At 46.6% G+C, this 14,091-nt stretch carries 19 protein-coding genes and 1 pseudogene; 13 read left to right on the forward strand and 7 right to left on the reverse strand.

Going from position 1 to position 14,091, the window contains the following annotated elements; all coding sequences use genetic code 11:
- Positions 1 to 2 precede the first annotated feature (2 nt).
- From K6K13_RS20020 to K6K13_RS20035, 5 genes and pseudogenes are all read left to right on the forward strand, one after another.
- Positions 3 to 683 (forward strand): annotated as a pseudogene (locus K6K13_RS20020) (DUF4158 domain-containing protein); the annotation flags it as partial.
- Complete coding sequence (locus tag K6K13_RS20025; protein WP_222158535.1) at positions 667 to 912, forward strand: hypothetical protein; 246 nt, start codon at positions 667 to 669, stop codon at positions 910 to 912. The pseudogene K6K13_RS20020 and the gene K6K13_RS20025, both read left to right, overlap by 17 nt.
- A 154-nt stretch (positions 913 to 1,066) precedes the next feature.
- Complete coding sequence (locus tag K6K13_RS20030; protein ID WP_222158536.1) at positions 1,067 to 1,345, forward strand: cobalamin biosynthesis protein CbiX; 279 nt, start codon at positions 1,067 to 1,069, stop codon at positions 1,343 to 1,345.
- An 82-nt stretch (positions 1,346 to 1,427) separates the two neighbouring features.
- Positions 1,428 to 1,559, forward strand: coding sequence for a hypothetical protein (locus K6K13_RS23475; RefSeq protein ID WP_286206773.1), 132 nt, complete (start codon positions 1,428 to 1,430; stop codon positions 1,557 to 1,559).
- Between the two features lie 65 nt (positions 1,560 to 1,624).
- Positions 1,625 to 1,981 (forward strand): hypothetical protein, encoded by a 357-nt coding sequence (locus tag K6K13_RS20035; RefSeq protein WP_222158537.1) that lies wholly within the window; start codon positions 1,625 to 1,627, stop codon positions 1,979 to 1,981.
- A 539-nt stretch (positions 1,982 to 2,520) separates the two neighbouring features.
- On the opposite strand, the gene K6K13_RS20040 is transcribed toward K6K13_RS20035, so the two are convergent.
- Complete coding sequence (locus K6K13_RS20040) at positions 2,521 to 2,928, reverse strand: type II toxin-antitoxin system HicB family antitoxin (protein ID WP_222158538.1); 408 nt, start codon at positions 2,926 to 2,928, stop codon at positions 2,521 to 2,523.
- A gap of 51 nt (positions 2,929 to 2,979) precedes the next feature.
- Positions 2,980 to 3,135: a type II toxin-antitoxin system HicA family toxin gene (locus tag K6K13_RS20045; protein WP_434064621.1), complete on the reverse strand. Its 156-nt coding sequence runs from the start codon at positions 3,133 to 3,135 to the stop codon at positions 2,980 to 2,982.
- A 173-nt stretch (positions 3,136 to 3,308) separates the two neighbouring features.
- Between K6K13_RS20045 and K6K13_RS20050 the strand changes: the two genes are divergently transcribed.
- The 4 genes from K6K13_RS20050 to K6K13_RS20065 all read left to right on the forward strand — a co-directional run bounded on the left by K6K13_RS20050 (position 3,309) and on the right by K6K13_RS20065 (position 5,162).
- On the forward strand, positions 3,309 to 3,566 hold the full coding sequence (locus K6K13_RS20050) for a hypothetical protein (protein WP_222158540.1): 258 nt from the start codon (positions 3,309 to 3,311) through the stop codon (positions 3,564 to 3,566).
- A gap of 158 nt (positions 3,567 to 3,724) precedes the next feature.
- Positions 3,725 to 3,919 (forward strand): ribbon-helix-helix domain-containing protein, encoded by a 195-nt coding sequence (locus K6K13_RS20055; protein ID WP_196908679.1) that lies wholly within the window; start codon positions 3,725 to 3,727, stop codon positions 3,917 to 3,919.
- 565 nt (positions 3,920 to 4,484) lie between these two features.
- Complete coding sequence (locus K6K13_RS20060; protein ID WP_222158541.1) at positions 4,485 to 4,970, forward strand: single-stranded DNA-binding protein; 486 nt, start codon at positions 4,485 to 4,487, stop codon at positions 4,968 to 4,970.
- The gene (locus tag K6K13_RS20065) at positions 4,971 to 5,162 is read left to right on the forward strand and encodes a hypothetical protein (RefSeq protein WP_252120360.1); all 192 of its coding nucleotides are present in this window, start codon (positions 4,971 to 4,973) and stop codon (positions 5,160 to 5,162) included. It begins immediately after the preceding gene.
- A 233-nt stretch (positions 5,163 to 5,395) separates the two neighbouring features.
- On the opposite strand, the gene K6K13_RS20070 is transcribed toward K6K13_RS20065, so the two are convergent.
- From K6K13_RS20070 to K6K13_RS20080, 3 genes are read right to left on the reverse strand one after another with little or no spacing between them, the layout of a single operon-like run.
- Positions 5,396 to 5,959 carry a hypothetical protein gene (locus K6K13_RS20070; RefSeq protein ID WP_222158542.1) on the reverse strand — a complete coding sequence of 188 codons (564 nt, stop codon included), beginning with the start codon at positions 5,957 to 5,959 and terminating at the stop codon, positions 5,396 to 5,398.
- A gap of 11 nt (positions 5,960 to 5,970) precedes the next feature.
- Positions 5,971 to 6,678, reverse strand: a complete 708-nt coding sequence (gene stbB, locus K6K13_RS20075; RefSeq protein WP_222158543.1) for a StbB family protein — start codon at positions 6,676 to 6,678, stop codon at positions 5,971 to 5,973.
- Between the two features lies 1 nt (position 6,679).
- Entirely contained in the window at positions 6,680 to 7,084 is a 405-nt protein-coding gene (locus K6K13_RS20080) for a hypothetical protein (protein WP_222158544.1), read from the reverse strand.
- Positions 7,085 to 7,370: 286 nt separating this feature from the next.
- Here K6K13_RS20080 and K6K13_RS20085 point away from each other — a divergent pair, with 286 nt between their 5' ends.
- Both K6K13_RS20085 and K6K13_RS20090 read left to right on the forward strand, forming a co-directional pair.
- The gene (locus K6K13_RS20085; protein WP_222158545.1) at positions 7,371 to 7,718 is read left to right on the forward strand and encodes a plasmid mobilization protein; all 348 of its coding nucleotides are present in this window, start codon (positions 7,371 to 7,373) and stop codon (positions 7,716 to 7,718) included.
- A complete protein-coding gene (locus tag K6K13_RS20090; RefSeq protein WP_222158546.1) occupies positions 7,702 to 10,185 on the forward strand; it encodes an LPD7 domain-containing protein in 2,484 nt (827 codons plus the stop codon). The genes K6K13_RS20085 and K6K13_RS20090 overlap by 17 nt, the downstream gene beginning before the upstream one ends.
- Positions 10,186 to 10,229: 44 nt before the next feature.
- On the opposite strand, the gene K6K13_RS20095 is transcribed toward K6K13_RS20090, so the two are convergent.
- Positions 10,230 to 11,153 (reverse strand): IS5 family transposase, encoded by a 924-nt coding sequence (locus K6K13_RS20095; protein ID WP_222157231.1) that lies wholly within the window; start codon positions 11,151 to 11,153, stop codon positions 10,230 to 10,232.
- A gap of 86 nt (positions 11,154 to 11,239) precedes the next feature.
- On the opposite strand from K6K13_RS20095, the gene K6K13_RS20100 reads away from it, so the two are divergent.
- On the forward strand, positions 11,240 to 11,746 hold the full coding sequence (locus K6K13_RS20100; RefSeq protein ID WP_222158547.1) for a hypothetical protein: 507 nt from the start codon (positions 11,240 to 11,242) through the stop codon (positions 11,744 to 11,746).
- 64 nt (positions 11,747 to 11,810) lie between these two features.
- A complete protein-coding gene (locus tag K6K13_RS20105; RefSeq protein WP_222157231.1) occupies positions 11,811 to 12,734 on the forward strand; it encodes an IS5 family transposase in 924 nt (307 codons plus the stop codon).
- Between the two features lie 523 nt (positions 12,735 to 13,257).
- Here the strand turns inward: K6K13_RS20105 and K6K13_RS20110 are convergent.
- A protein-coding gene (locus tag K6K13_RS20110) for an IS5 family transposase (protein WP_252120266.1) occupies positions 13,258 to 14,009 on the reverse strand; the annotation gives its coding sequence in 2 pieces (ribosomal slippage) (positions 13,258 to 13,676 and positions 13,676 to 14,009; 753 coding nt in all).
- Positions 14,010 to 14,091 lie beyond the last annotated feature (82 nt).

Genomic DNA, 14,091 nt, shown 5'->3' on the forward strand with positions numbered 1-14,091 from the left:
ATATGCCCGTCGATTTTCTGACCACTGAGCAGACTGAAAGCTATGGCCGGTTCACCGGTGAACCAGATGAGCTTCAGCTGGCCCGCTATTTTCATCTTGATGAGGCAGACAAGGAATTTATCGGAAAAAGTAGAGGCGATCACAATCGTCTGGGAATTGCCCTGCAAATAGGGTGCGTGCGTTTTCTGGGTACCTTTCTCACCGATATGAATCATATTCCTTCGGGCGTCCGGCATTTTATCGCCAGACAGCTCGCTATCCACGATATCACCGTGCTGGCAGAGTATGGTCAGAGAGAAAATACCCGTCGTGAGCATGCCACGCTGATACGTAAGCATTATGATTATCGTGAATTTGCCTGGCCCTGGACTTTTCGTCTTACCCGTCTTTTATATACACGGGGCTGGATAAGCAACGAACGTCCGGGACTGCTTTTCGACCTGGCGACAGGATGGCTGGTGCAGCACCGAATTATTCTACCAGGAGCTACCACGTTGACCCGGCTGATTTCAGAGGTAAGGGAAAAGGCAACGCTGCGTCTGTGGAGCAGGCTGGCAATGATACCGTCTGTCGTGCAGCGTTTACAACTGGAGACGCTACTGGGCCCCGCAGCTTCCGGTCGCCTGTCTTTGCTGGAATCACTGAAAAAAGGTCCGGTGATCATCAGTGGCCCAGCGTTTTCGGTCTGTTGAAAAAATGATAGACAAAGTAATTGATTTACTTTTATTTAATGAAGGGTGTCCCGGTATATGGGAATACGAAGTTGCGGAACGCATAGGGCGATATCTGGTTAAGCAAGCCCCTAAAGACGAGGAATTAACGGATAACGGTATCGTTGAATGCGCTGTTAAAATTACAAGAAACTGGATTGAAGTTGATGGAAGAACATTTAATCCACTTTTTATATATTGATCGCTTCACTTTTTTCTGATTATAACTCTCACCCTAAAAAACACGTACATTTGTACGTGTTTTGTTTGATTTCCCCCCCCCAGTTATCTATATAATTAAGCGTATGACTTAGATGAAGTCATAACTATAAAGGCCCGTCGGCCAGGAGTCATAAATGCAATTCACAACCTTTCTTGCCAAACATTTCGATATTGAAATCGAAACAGAATTTTATCCATCAAGCGAAACTAACCTCACGAACATCTGGCTCTATGAAAAAGGCGAAGATGTTGAACCTGTATTAATTTTGAAGCAGGTATTCAACGTTGCTAATGCATGGCGTATTGGGAACGTGTATTCAAACCTTGAGCATGGCGCTCAAACGACGGAAATGAAATTCCGGCAATTAGTGAAATCAGGAAAGGTATATAACAAAGGAGACAAAGATAACTAACAATGAAAAGTTGAAAGCCAATCTGCGCTAACAGACTGGCTTTCTGTGCCATCAATTACCACATACGCGAGAGATAATTAATATGACCAACGAGATTCTACAGGTAGCCCAAAAGCTTGTAAACAAGCAAGCGGTACGTATTCCGGCGATGAAAATGCATCAATGGGATGAGCTGAAATGGTGGGTTGATTACCTGCAAGGCTATGCGCTTTAAAAGCAACGAGGTCTGCCGCTTCATATGAAGCGGCAATGACGGGATCAAGGCACGAGATTAATGCAATGGATGAGTTAGAAATACTGCAAACATGGTTGGAAGATAACGTGGCATGTGGCACGGAAATTCAATTTTCTGATGATGTGGGTTCTGCGGAGCTGCTACCCGCTGTATGCGGTGCAGTTGAATCACTGAAAAGCGAAATAATATCTATTCAGTTCGCCGCCCCTGATGGTAAGGCGTACAGTTTTGAGCGCGGCATTATCTGTGTGCGTGATGATCATGCGGTGGAGAATGGCCCCGGCCCGTTCGTTTTGTACTGCAAATATGATGTACAGAAATACGGGAAACCCACGTTAATAAGCCTTTGGGATCAGATTCAAAATGTAACCGAAACAGGCGATTCGGGCCTTTACCAGTAGTAGGCTCATTCTGACGCGAACGCGGGCCACGGCCCGCGTTTTTGCTTTTGCTGTCTGGCCGGGAACGCGCCGGTGGCGCTTTGTCCCCGTTTACGCACAACCCTCCGTCGCGCCCTTCCGGGCGCTTGCCGCTCCCGTTCGCCAGGGGGCTGGATGGCCCCCTGGCTCACTGGCTGGGTGGGATGTGGAAAACGGGGACAATCCCTTTTTCAGGTGTACCGGCGCTAAGCGTTCTCGCTGCGCTCCCCCGCTAAGCCCCCGGAAATCACGCCCAGGTCGCCGCGTTGCGTCACCCTGGCCGCTCACCGGGGCAAGGCCGGTAGAATACCTGTCGCGTCGTCTGAAGGGCTGTATGGGCTTAGCAGGGCGGGGGGAGGGGTAACGTGTGTCCGGGGAATTGTACCGTCCTGTCGGACGGGCTGCGGCGGTTTTGCATTATGGTTCTCCTACCCCATAGAGTGCCGCCTTTCATGCGCTTTGCGCATAAAAAAAGCCCGCGTTGCGGCGGGCCAAAGTGAGTTGATTAAGGAAGGTTGTTGTTATGCGGTTTTTTGCAACTCGCGACGGGCCAGATCTGCGATAAACCCGCTGCGAGAGCCATAATCCTTGTTTACCGCTACATACTGATCAATTCGAGATAACAGATTTTGCGGTAACGTTATGTTTAACTTGACGGCTTTGCCGTCATATCTTGATAAATCGATCTCAACAAAGGCCCAAAATCCGCCTTGGCAATCCTCATCATTCAGATGGGCTTTGACGTTCTGCGCTTGCGGTAACGCCCTGCCCTTTTCTGCCTGAAACTCTAGATGGGCATCGATGGCGGCGTATGCATCAGCGATCGCACCATCAATATCGGCACCGGCAAAGAACACCCCTTGGATATCCGGCGCGAATCCTGAGAAACTACCGCTGTCTGCCTGATGGAGATAGATCGGAAATTTCATGTTTTACTCCTAGCTGGCTTAATAAAGGGCGCGCTGAGCGCGCCGCTTGGATTACATCTGTTTGAGAATTTTCGCGAGAGTACCCTTCGCTACGTCCTTCTCTGGATGGGGAACCGTAATGTGATAATCCTTACCGTCTTTAACGAAAATATGGTGACTTCCTTTCACACGATCCAACACCCACCCGTTTATCTCTAACAACTTCATGAGTTCTCTGCTGCTCAATCACCTCTCCTTTGTTATCAACTCAGGTACTATTATACCCACCAATAACCACCGGTCAACTATTTTGTAGGTATTGGTGGGTATGATTTTATCGCATGTGCAAGACAAGCATCTTCGCTACAATAGAACTGTGTTTTTATACAGTTTGGTGCGTCATGGGTAGAAAGGATACGAATTATCAGATCGTTTACCGTGGGGAAACGCTTAACCGATTTATAAGCGGTGGCTGGGTGTTTTTCCAACGCGGTAAGGAGTACGGCGGCGGGTTCTGGTTTGGCCGCACGTATGAAGACTGTTTTTGGTTGGAGTTCGAAAGACCTACATCACTTTATGAGGGGGTGAAATACATCGTGTTGTATGAGGGTCAGCAGGCGCACAGTCAGGTCTTTGATGATGATTTCAATCTCACCTAATGGCAAAAAAAAAGTCACTCTATGGTGACTTAGTAGTGAACTAACACGGTGTTCCCTGGTGTTTTTCGCTACTATTGCACTATATAGGCACTATCTGCAACCAGTTTATTGTCTCTTGCAGCAATTTACACTACCTCAATTTCTATGAGGAAGAGTGTATGGCTGAACCATTTTTGAAGAACCGCCGCCGGTTTACATCATCACTGGCAAATGAGCTTGTGCCGCTTTTCGATGCCCTAGCCGCAAAAACGCGCATACCGAAAAGTCGCCTGCTGGATGAGGCGATCAGTGATCTTTTGGTGAAACACGGCGTGCCAGCAATTGATGTGAAATCCAAATCGTCACAAGACTGAATTGTCTCCAGCTGACGGGGGAGAATTCATCGCCTCCGTCCGATTTTTTTCAATTCTGAATTTTAGCCATAAAAATAACTATTTGTTTTTAATAATAATGATTGCTTGCTATGTGAGTCCTGCAAGCGGTGAGCCAGCTGCAGGCCACCATTCTGGTCGTTAAAATAGTCTTAGTGACCTCGGATGTAATCCCGACTGTATACTTCTATTCTGATTTTCTTGATGCTATGATATTTCAAGTAAACAAATTAATTTTTTCCTGCGTTGTAACTACACAGTTATGACCGGCGGAAGCTTATGCATAATCCTGTTGTGTATGGAATACGTACATACACACCGTAGTCAATGTAAAACTAGCAGTCGTATTTTCCAACAACGCTTTTATGCTGCTGCGTGTCGTCATTTAGACGAATAATTTCTACTTTATCCTATAAATTCCTCTAGTTAATTTTATTTCCCGTATAGGCGCTACCTGTAATAGGCAGTGCCTGCTTTCTCGCGCCGCAAATAAGCGGCTAATCAATGAACTGGTACATCAGGCGATGTAGCCATAAGGAGATCTATCATGGCATCACGAGGCGTTAACAAAGTAATTCTTGTCGGCAACCTTGGACAAGATCCTGAGATCCGCTACATGCCGAATGGGGGCGCTGTAGCCAACCTTACACTCGCCACGTCAGAAAGCTGGCGTGACAAGCAGACCGGAGAAACCAAAGAAAAGACGGAGTGGCATCGCGTGGTGCTGTTCGGCAAGCTGGCAGAAGTGGCAGGCGAATACTTGCGCAAAGGATCACAGGTCTATATTGAGGGCTCGCTACAGACGCGCAAATGGACAGATCAGGCCGGGGTGGATAAATACACTACTGAAGTGATAGTAAACATAGGTGGCACCATGCAGATGCTGGGCGGGCGTCAGCAGAACGCGGGAAATAATAGTGGATGGGGTCAGCCGCAGCAGCCGCAGAGTGGCAATCAGGAAGCTGCCGGTCAGCCGAACTCGCAGGCTAACAATACGCCCCCTGTAGACTTTGAAGATGATATCCCGTTTTGAATGATGAGCGACGGCATCTGTAGAGATTATTTCGAATCAGCTGAAAACTGCGTAATATCCAGAAAACGCGCCCTGTACGAACTTGAAACGCATAATTTGAGTGATCCTGAAGATATTGCTGATTTTTATCGCGAACTGGGAGATCTTGATATATACAGGGCGCAGGATGTTTTGCGTTGGCTGGGATATTAGATGCCCGTAGGGCATGTAAGGCGCGAAAAGAAGTTGCAGAGAACTTGAACGCTGAATCGCGCCGATACCCCTAAAAAAGGGCTTGTATAACGCGCTGTCGTGCGCTCGCGCCCCCTGATAAGCCGCTTTGCGAAGCCTCAGTATTTTCAGCGATGAAGCAAGTTAACGGTCGGAGACAAAAGAAAAAGGAAGCGATTTCATGGGAACTGCAAAATTCACAGTTCCCATTATAATCATTTTCTAAACTTGTTACGCTCATTATCGGGCAGCGTCATGATAATGTTTTGCTGCTCCTGATAAGCGTTAAATATGCCAACGCTTCTCTGTTCCCAACTTTTTGATTGAAGATATAAAGTAGTCATACCGAAGCCACAAGCTAAGATAACCAGTATCGTGATTGCTGCCATTAAGTAGCACAGCTTTTTATACTGATTGCCAAAGTATGAAGGAAACCTTTGCAGCGTTTCCTGCAGGTTGAGTGCAAATCTCTCAGTTTTGCGAATTTCATTGCTGATTGCTTTAGAAAATAACTCTTCAATTACAGCGCTAGTCTCTTTGTTAAGCTTTTCAACCTGCATTTCAGAGACAGCTTTCAAGCTGCTTTGAGTCTCTTGCTGAAGGGATTGCGAGGTTTTTTCCGCCTCTTCTACTGCATTAGCGATCAGCTCTAAAGACTCCCGAAGGGAGCCTTTCAAATTTGCAGGAATCTTCTTAATTTCGTCATGTACTGCGCCTATATCACCTAATAGCTCGATAATAAGGGCATCACGGGCGGTTCTAGGATTGTCAGTGAGCATAGTTTAACCTATTATGCGAAAAGTGATTCATATACTTCATCAAGATTACGTTTAACGCTTTTTGACAGTGCTTTTAAACCGTGCATGTCAGCCCACTGATTTCTTTCTTTCTCAGAGGCTTCACGGTTGGTACGAAGCATCGCTTTATAATCATTTGAATCGTTAAGAATAGTATTGATTGTCAACCCTTTTACTGAAAGCGCATCGAAGAGTTCTGTTTCCCAAATAGCACATTTAGGGTTTGCTATAAAGTTTTTTTCTTTTTTGCAAAATCTCATTACATACGGAAATTCATCCGTAACGTCTGCTGATACACGGTTAAACACGACGCGAATTTTATCGGTTGGGATGCCAATTTGTGCAAGGGTATCAACCATAGAGATTGTTTCCTTTTGTTCTTTGGTTCCACTTGTTACAGGTATGATGAAATAATCAATTTCTTCGTGGGAATCATCGAATTTAACCATGTTACTCATAAATTCTTCGATGTTTGATGCGCCAACGTCGATAATAGCATTTTCTTGAAGCATCATTTTTTTGAAGAGTTCGCGGAATTTATTTCCTTTCATCTTTTCAACATCAATACCTAACGAAGCTGCCGTTTCGTTGATTGACTCGATTGCAAATATAGGTGCGTTATCCATGCGCGGAGCAAACAGATGAGCAGCCAATGTTGTTTTACCTACAGTACCGGTCCAGTTAAGAATAGCAATGATCATTTTAATCTCCATCTTTAAGGTCATCTAAATCAATGGGGCGATTACGCAACTTTCTGAGATCGCCTGGATTACTGACTTTCTTCTGCGTCGCGATGTTTTGTTTATCTTCTTTACCTGCTTCCTGAACTTTATCAGCGCTGGTAATACTATTTTTCTTCGCTATTTTATTTTCAGTGAGTTCAATTTTTCGGCGGGTTCTGCCGTACATATTTGACGCGGTACGAGCATCAAATGTAATGCCAGTTTCCTGCTTCATGACCTCTACGATTTTCTCCCAGGAGACTATCTCCTTTACCTGAGTCAGGTCGCCATAGTAAGCGTTAAAAGCTGCTTGCTTGCTCTTTATGCCGGGATTCCTAAGCAGATCGAGCAGGCCGCTCAGCTTTTGCTTTATAAAATCATCCATCAATGCCCCCGTTTGCTAGTTGATGTGTGAAATGTAGGTGATTTATGTGTGTGTCAACTGCTAGTGATGAAATGTGTATGAATAGTGATGGTGTTTGTATGATTTGGTATTTGCATAATGGTGCATTGTGTGTGATGAAAACCGCTGCCCAATGAGACAAGGGCACGTTCCCGATTGTATACGAGATGGCAAGCCATCCCGTATACAACCGACGCGCCAAAGGGGGCCCCCCCTTTGAAACCCCCGCTGCGCGGGCTGAAACTTCGTTGATTATCAGGGCTTATTTATGTCGGCTAAAAAAACCAAAGACAGAGTTCTCACTTGTCGCGTTTCTAATGAAGATTTCGAAAAGCTGGAGCAAATGATTGCTGAAGCTGGTATGTCTAAGTCTGAATATTTCCGCGACGTAGTTATTAATCGTAAAGCTGAAATCAACGTAGTCGTCAAAGATATGCAGTCTTTGATATTTTACTACAATAAAGCCAGCAATAATCTCAACCAAATAGCTCACAAAGCAAATTCAGCACATCTTGAGAATAGAATGTCTGACAGTCTTTATGGCCGAATTCTTAATGCTCTTATAGATATTCGAACTCTTTTATTAAGAGGTGTTGACGATGCTGATAAGAGTTAGTGGATATAACTCAGGTGTAAAGGAGTATCTGGAAGAAGGCGTAAAAAACGGCAGGGATTATTCTAGGGATGAACTTGATGAACGTGTGGTTTTAGAAGGAGATTTAAATCTTACGGATAGAGTTTACAAATCGATTACTGATAGAGGACAAAATCGTTATACCACATTTACTCTTTCATTCAGAGAGGATGAGATTCCTAACCATGTTATGCAATCGATCACTAAAGAGTTTCGTGAGTTCATTATGTATGCATACGAGGAAGAGGAATACAACTTTTATGCCGAGGCTCATCTACCAAAATTAAAAGAGGTGTATGATAAAAGAACCGGAGAGAAAATTGAAAGAAAACCTCATATACATATAGTTGTCCCTAAGGTTAATCTTCTATCGGGAAGAGTGAATGATATCATTGGAGATCATGATAGCACAGAAAAATATCTTGAAGCATTTCAGGAGTACATTAATCAAAAATATACCCTTGCGTCACCGCGTGAACACGTTCGTGTAAATCCTTATAATTCAGCAGATGTTCTATCAAGATATAAGGGTGATGATTTTAGAGGGAAGAATCGTGAGTTTAAGCAGAGTTTGGTCAAGGAAGTTATCGATTCTGACATAAGGACGCGTCAGGGTTTTTACAGCGCCGTATCTAAGTATGGCGAAATCAGGATTCGTAATCAGGGAAAGGAAGACGAATATATTGCTGTCAAACTGCCAGGGGATGAGAAGTTTACAAACCTAAAAGAAACCATCTTTCACGATAGTTTTATAATGGATAGAAAACTCGCTAAACCACCTTTAGCCAAACATGTTATTTCTGACCGTCTGCATGAGTGGCCAATGCGCTCTAAAGAAATTAAATACGTTGCAAAAGCAAGTAAATCGTTTAGAAATGACTATTACAGTCATTCCGACCTAAATGAAAAAATAAAAATACTTGGAGTCGAACAATTACGGTTTTACGAAAAATTTGGAGGTCAACATGAGTTACACCCTTCCGAGTGGTCGGGCAGTTACGAGCGAAGTTCTACTGAAACTCGAAGAGGACAACATGCCGGGGCTACCCATAGCTTGCAAGGTATGTCCCGCAGCGATGTGGCAACTGACAGGGAAACCAGAGGCACCACAGGCGCGGTGTTTCTGCCGGGTAATGCATGTGTTTACGTGGAGCAGCCAGCAGCAGGAGGAAATCATAGACTGCGATCTGATTTATATGTCGGAGGAACAAGCGGAACAGAAGCGGATCGAGAAGGAACAGAAGCAGTCAGACAAAGACGACAGGGAACGCAGGAAGGACCAGGAGAAACTAGAGAAAGAGATACGGGCTATTCAGAGGGAGAATCGCAGACAGGAACGCGAAGAGAAGGCGGCGAGGGACAAGCAGGATCGCGAACAGAAACAACAACAGCGGAAGGACGAGAAGGCACAGGAGCTGGCAGTGAAAGCCGAGAGGGCGCGCCTCCGGGAAGAGAAGAGACAACAGAAGTTGACACCAACCCCAGTCCCACAAGATACACCGCCGACGCATACCCAAACGACAGAGGAAGTATCGAATCATATAGATACACCGGCGTTCCAGAATTGGGCAGAAGTGACTCAAATTTCTCAATCAGAGGAGGATCAGGACCAGGAAATAAACAGCTAGGCATTCCTGTTTATGCACGAAACCCACGCAAGAGCGCCGATGTAAGCGCGGTTGAACGCAACTCGATCAGGCTTTTCAGCGAACCATCTAATACATCAACGACCAAGCGAACCCAGGTGCGGCTCATTAAGCGCCTAATGCCCAAACCACCTAAAAATGCTTCCTATGTAGCCGCCTGCTTGCAGCGGCGTCAGGAGCAAACCGAACTTTCCAGCCCACAGCGAAGTGCTCTCTATCGGGCTGACCAGAAATATTTTGAAACTCGACGCGCAATCATTAGCGATAAGCGGCTGAGTAACAGAGATAAAACTCAATTTCTATCCGTTCTCACGTTTGAACGGCTCAAAGCACATCTGCTTATAAAACAGCCGCAAGGCAACAACCAGCACGAGGACTATGTAATGAGCAGTGAAAATATCAAGAGTAAAATAAAGCCGGAAACTAAGTACCGGAATACAGTCAGCGGAGCAGAAGAAGCTGAGCGGGGGCCACAGGATGCAAAAGAGCGTTTCCGCAAGCTTAGTCAGCAACTTGAGCATGATCTAGGCGAGCGTAGCCTACGTGAAAAGGTGCGTATTATTACGGCTGCAGATCTTTATACACGCAAGTCAAAGTTAAGCGACAACGTTCATTATCTCGATAACACCTCCCATAAAACATTATTTATCGATACAGGTAAAACCATTGCAGTAAGTAAGCATGGGCTGAATGAATCTGCAGTAGCTGTTGCACTTGAGCTGGCAAAGGAGAAATTCGGCAGTACGTTGACGGTTAAAGGTACGGAAACATTCAAAAACACTGCTATAGAGGGGCTTTGTTGAATAAATCAGAACTTGTGACTACAGCTCCCCTAGCAGATCGATTGTTATGCGATCCGGATGCTGTTCGGCATGCCTAACAGCGTCATTTTGTTAAGCGCTTTGACCATCGCCATTGCCTCACCTACCTGCGCATCATAGTCACGTAGACTTAGATGATCGCCCAGAAGCGTTTTGAACCGGAATATCGCTGTTTCAGCCACTGAGCGTCTATGATAGCCCACTTTCTTTTTCCAGACATCGTTACTGCCGCTTAGACGCTGATCCGCAACCGCGTGATTACGCTCATGGTATCGGTCTGGCCAATATTGCGCACCACGTCGTGGAGGAATAAGAGGCTTTATCCTCTTCCTCAGCAGCACATCATGACAGTAGCGGGTATCGTAAGCGCCGTCAGCCGACGCTTCCCTGATTTTCCGGTGGGTCTGGTTTATCAGGCCCGGTAGAGCCTGAGCATCAGTCGTGCCGCTGAGTGACAAATCAGCACAGATAATTTCATGCGTCACACTGTCTGTGGCCAGATGCAGCTTACGCCACACCCGCCGTCTTTCTGCACCATGCTGCCGGACTTTCCATTCGCCTTCGCCAAAGACCTTCAGGCCGGTTGCGTCAATGACCAGATGGGAGATTTCACCACGGGTCGGCGTTTTTATGCTGATTTTAACGGTCTTTGCTCGCTTGCTGAGCAGCGAGTAGTCTGGGCATCTTAGCGGCAGCCCCATCAGTTTAAAAATGGAGTCAACGAAGCCCTGTAAAGCCCTTAGCGAAAGGCCAAACACGCGTTTCATCATCAGAACAGTGGTGATAGCCATATCTGAGTAGTGACGCGGCCGGCCACGCCGTTCAGGCGTTGTTTTCTCCGTCCATGCAGAAACGGACGACTCATCCAGCCATATTGTCAGAGACCCGCGCAGCTTGAGAGCTTTGTTGTACGTAGACCAGTTGGTGATTTTAAATTTTTGCTTTGCCATGGGGTGCAGATGTTGAAATGACGGTAGTGATCTGAGCAGATGCTCACCTAAAAGTTCTATTTATTCAACAAAGCCCTATAGAGGTTGTGGCACAAAAAGGGCTAGATATTCACTTCACCGATAAAGAAATGAATCGCCGCCTGGTTGAGCGTAAAAATGAGTTGGCCATTGAGCGTGAAGGACAGTCTTTTAGTGCCCATCCGTTACCAACTGCTGACGCTGAAGTGCAACGAATACTTTCGGACCCGGCAATGCGCCGCCTGTATATGAGTGATGAGCAGAAGCAGCGTGAGTGGAACGCTACGCCCGAACAGTATGAGGATGTCCGGGCTAAAATCAGCGGGGAAATTGAGGTCCGCATTCGTGAACGGATAGCCGCTCAGCCGGTGGCCGTGCAATCCAACGCTACAGCTGCAGATAAACCAACTCATATCAAACATGAAGGCGTGTTGCTGGAACATGGGAGCGCTCCTTACAACTTTAAGCCTGATATGACAAAGCCCGAAGGAGAGCGCGACGACAGTTATTACGTCAAGCTTCAGGGAAATAATGGAAAAGAAAAAGTGGTTTGGGGCGTCACTCGGCTTTGTTGAATAAATAGAACTTTTAGGTGAGCATCTGCTCAGATCACTACCGTCATTTCAACATCTGCACCCCATGGCAAAGCAAAAATTTAAAATCACCAACTGGTCTACGTACAACAAAGCTCTCAAGCTGCGCGGGTCTCTGACAATATGGCTGGATGAGTCGTCCGTTTCTGCATGGACGGAGAAAACAACGCCTGAACGGCGTGGCCGGCCGCGTCACTACTCAGATATGGCTATCACCACTGTTCTGATGATGAAACGCGTGTTTGGCCTTTCGCTAAGGGCTTTACAGGGCTTCGTTGACTCCATTTTTAAACTGATGGGGCTGCCGCTAAGATGCCCAGACTACTCGCTGCTCAGCAAGCGAGCAAAGACCGTTAAAATCAGCATAAAAACGCCGACCCGTGGTGAAATCTCCCATCTGGTCATTGACGCAACCGGCCTGAAGGTCTTTGGCGAAGGCGAATGGAAAGTCCGGCAGCATGGTGCAGAAAGACGGCGGGTGTGGCGTAAGCTGCATCTGGCCACAGACAGTGTGACGCATGAAATTATCTGTGCTGATTTGTCACTCAGCGGCACGACTGATGCTCAGGCTCTACCGGGCCTGATAAACCAGACCCACCGGAAAATCAGGGAAGCGTCGGCTGACGGCGCTTACGATACCCGCTACTGTCATGATGTGCTGCTGAGGAAGAGGATAAAGCCTCTTATTCCTCCACGACGTGGTGCGCAATATTGGCCAGACCGATACCATGAGCGTAATCACGCGGTTGCGGATCAGCGTCTAAGCGGCAGTAACGATGTCTGGAAAAAGAAAGTGGGCTATCATAGACGCTCAGTGGCTGAAACAGCGATATTCCGGTTCAAAACGCTTCTGGGCGATCATCTAAGTCTACGTGACTATGATGCGCAGGTAGGTGAGGCAATGGCGATGGTCAAAGCGCTTAACAAAATGACGCTGTTAGGCATGCCGAACAGCATCCGGATCGCATAACAATCGATCTGCTAGGGGAGCTGTAGTCACAAGTTCTGATTTATTCAACAAAGCCGCGTCACTCTTGAAAGTGCTGTACAGGCCCTTGAAATCGGTGAGCGTGTAAGCCTTACGAACATGGGTAAAGAGACGGTAAAATGGGAGCAAAAACTTGCTAATGGTCAAACAGAGATGAGATCGGGAGAACGGGTTGCTTGGGAGGGACAGCCCCTTGATCGGGAGGTTGAAGTCTATGAGACGCAACAGCACCAGGATTATGAGCAATACCAGTCGTTTGAAAGCGATGGGCCTTCGGTAGCATAAATTAACTGAAACGCTGGCCAGTGAACGAGGCTGGCCAGCTTAAAGGTTTCAATGGAGTGGGATATGCATAGAAGTAAACAGGACTTGCTCTTGCAACTGCGTCGGTACAAAAGCATAGATACTTGTGCGTAAGGCCATCGTTTCCCTGACGGTCAATCACGACGACTCACGCCCATAATTAACGTGATTTTTCGTCTGCCCCCCTAGGGGCTGTTGACAATTAACACAGCCAGACGAATGCAGCAGCGAGCGCAACGAATGATGCGAAGCGTTTTGAGAGTTTGTCGAAGCGTGTAGCTACGCGTCGAAATTGCTTGATACGGCAAAAGAAACGTTCGATCAAATTGCGTGAAGCGTAAAGATGTTTGTCCAGTGGGCGTTGCTCACGGCGATTCTCTTTGCTGGGGATGACAGCCTGAATGCCTACCGACTCCAGATATTGTAGAATCACATTCGTATCGTAGGCTTTGTCTGCAGCCAAGCTTGAAGGTTTCAATTCACCAAGTAAAGGCAATGCTTCTCTGGTGTCGCTCTTTTGACCACCAGTCAAACTAAAACGGGCAAGCATGCCCAGCCCATCAACCAGAGCGTGAATCTTGGTTGTCAATCCCCCGCGAGAACGACCAATCGACTGGTCACCGTTTTTTTGGGAGCGCCCGCTGCATGCTGATGAACCCGTACGATAGTGCTGTCGATGAAGATTTCCTCGAAATCGGCATCGCCCGCAAGTTCAGCAAAAACGGAATGCCATATTTCTGCCCGTGACCATCTGGCAAAGCGTTTGTACACACTGTTCCAGAGTCCGAAATCGGGTGGTAAATCTCTCCATGGGCTTCCAGTTCGGGCGATCCATAAAACCGCTTCGACAAAAAGCCGATTATCTGCTGCTGTTCGTCCCGGATCCGAATCCTTTCCCGGCAAAAACGGGCTAATCCGTTCGTATTGGTCATCACTGAGCATCAATCTTGGCATTCTGCTTTTCCAAAAAAGACAGAATGTAAACAGATTCTTTTACAAAAAAACAGGTTCTTGGCGATGATTGTCAACAGGCCCT

The organism is Symbiopectobacterium purcellii (assembly GCF_019797845.1).
In the GTDB taxonomy this organism is placed as follows: Bacteria; Pseudomonadota; Gammaproteobacteria; order Enterobacterales; family Enterobacteriaceae; genus Symbiopectobacterium; species Symbiopectobacterium purcellii.

Excerpts from the sequence above, each read along its gene's own strand:
- K6K13_RS20030 (WP_222158536.1), top strand. The coding sequence starts at position 1,067 with ATGCAATTCACAACCTTTCTTGCCAAACATTTCGATATTGAAATCGAA.
- K6K13_RS23475 (WP_286206773.1), top strand. The coding sequence starts at position 1,428 with ATGACCAACGAGATTCTACAGGTAGCCCAAAAGCTTGTAAACAAGCAA.
- K6K13_RS20035 (WP_222158537.1), top strand. The coding sequence starts at position 1,625 with ATGGATGAGTTAGAAATACTGCAAACATGGTTGGAAGATAACGTGGCA.
- K6K13_RS20040 (WP_222158538.1), bottom strand. The coding sequence starts at position 2,928 with ATGAAATTTCCGATCTATCTCCATCAGGCAGACAGCGGTAGTTTCTCA.
- K6K13_RS20045 (WP_434064621.1), bottom strand. The coding sequence starts at position 3,135 with ATGAAGTTGTTAGAGATAAACGGGTGGGTGTTGGATCGTGTGAAAGGA.
- K6K13_RS20050 (WP_222158540.1), top strand. The coding sequence starts at position 3,309 with ATGGGTAGAAAGGATACGAATTATCAGATCGTTTACCGTGGGGAAACG.
- K6K13_RS20055 (WP_196908679.1), top strand. The coding sequence starts at position 3,725 with ATGGCTGAACCATTTTTGAAGAACCGCCGCCGGTTTACATCATCACTG.
- K6K13_RS20060 (WP_222158541.1), top strand. The coding sequence starts at position 4,485 with ATGGCATCACGAGGCGTTAACAAAGTAATTCTTGTCGGCAACCTTGGA.
- K6K13_RS20065 (WP_252120360.1), top strand. The coding sequence starts at position 4,971 with ATGATGAGCGACGGCATCTGTAGAGATTATTTCGAATCAGCTGAAAAC.
- K6K13_RS20070 (WP_222158542.1), bottom strand. The coding sequence starts at position 5,959 with ATGCTCACTGACAATCCTAGAACCGCCCGTGATGCCCTTATTATCGAG.
- stbB (WP_222158543.1), bottom strand. The coding sequence starts at position 6,678 with ATGATCATTGCTATTCTTAACTGGACCGGTACTGTAGGTAAAACAACA.
- K6K13_RS20080 (WP_222158544.1), bottom strand. The coding sequence starts at position 7,084 with ATGGATGATTTTATAAAGCAAAAGCTGAGCGGCCTGCTCGATCTGCTT.
- K6K13_RS20085 (WP_222158545.1), top strand. The coding sequence starts at position 7,371 with ATGTCGGCTAAAAAAACCAAAGACAGAGTTCTCACTTGTCGCGTTTCT.
- K6K13_RS20090 (WP_222158546.1), top strand. The coding sequence starts at position 7,702 with ATGCTGATAAGAGTTAGTGGATATAACTCAGGTGTAAAGGAGTATCTG.
- K6K13_RS20095 (WP_222157231.1), bottom strand. The coding sequence starts at position 11,153 with ATGGCAAAGCAAAAATTTAAAATCACCAACTGGTCTACGTACAACAAA.
- K6K13_RS20105 (WP_222157231.1), top strand. The coding sequence starts at position 11,811 with ATGGCAAAGCAAAAATTTAAAATCACCAACTGGTCTACGTACAACAAA.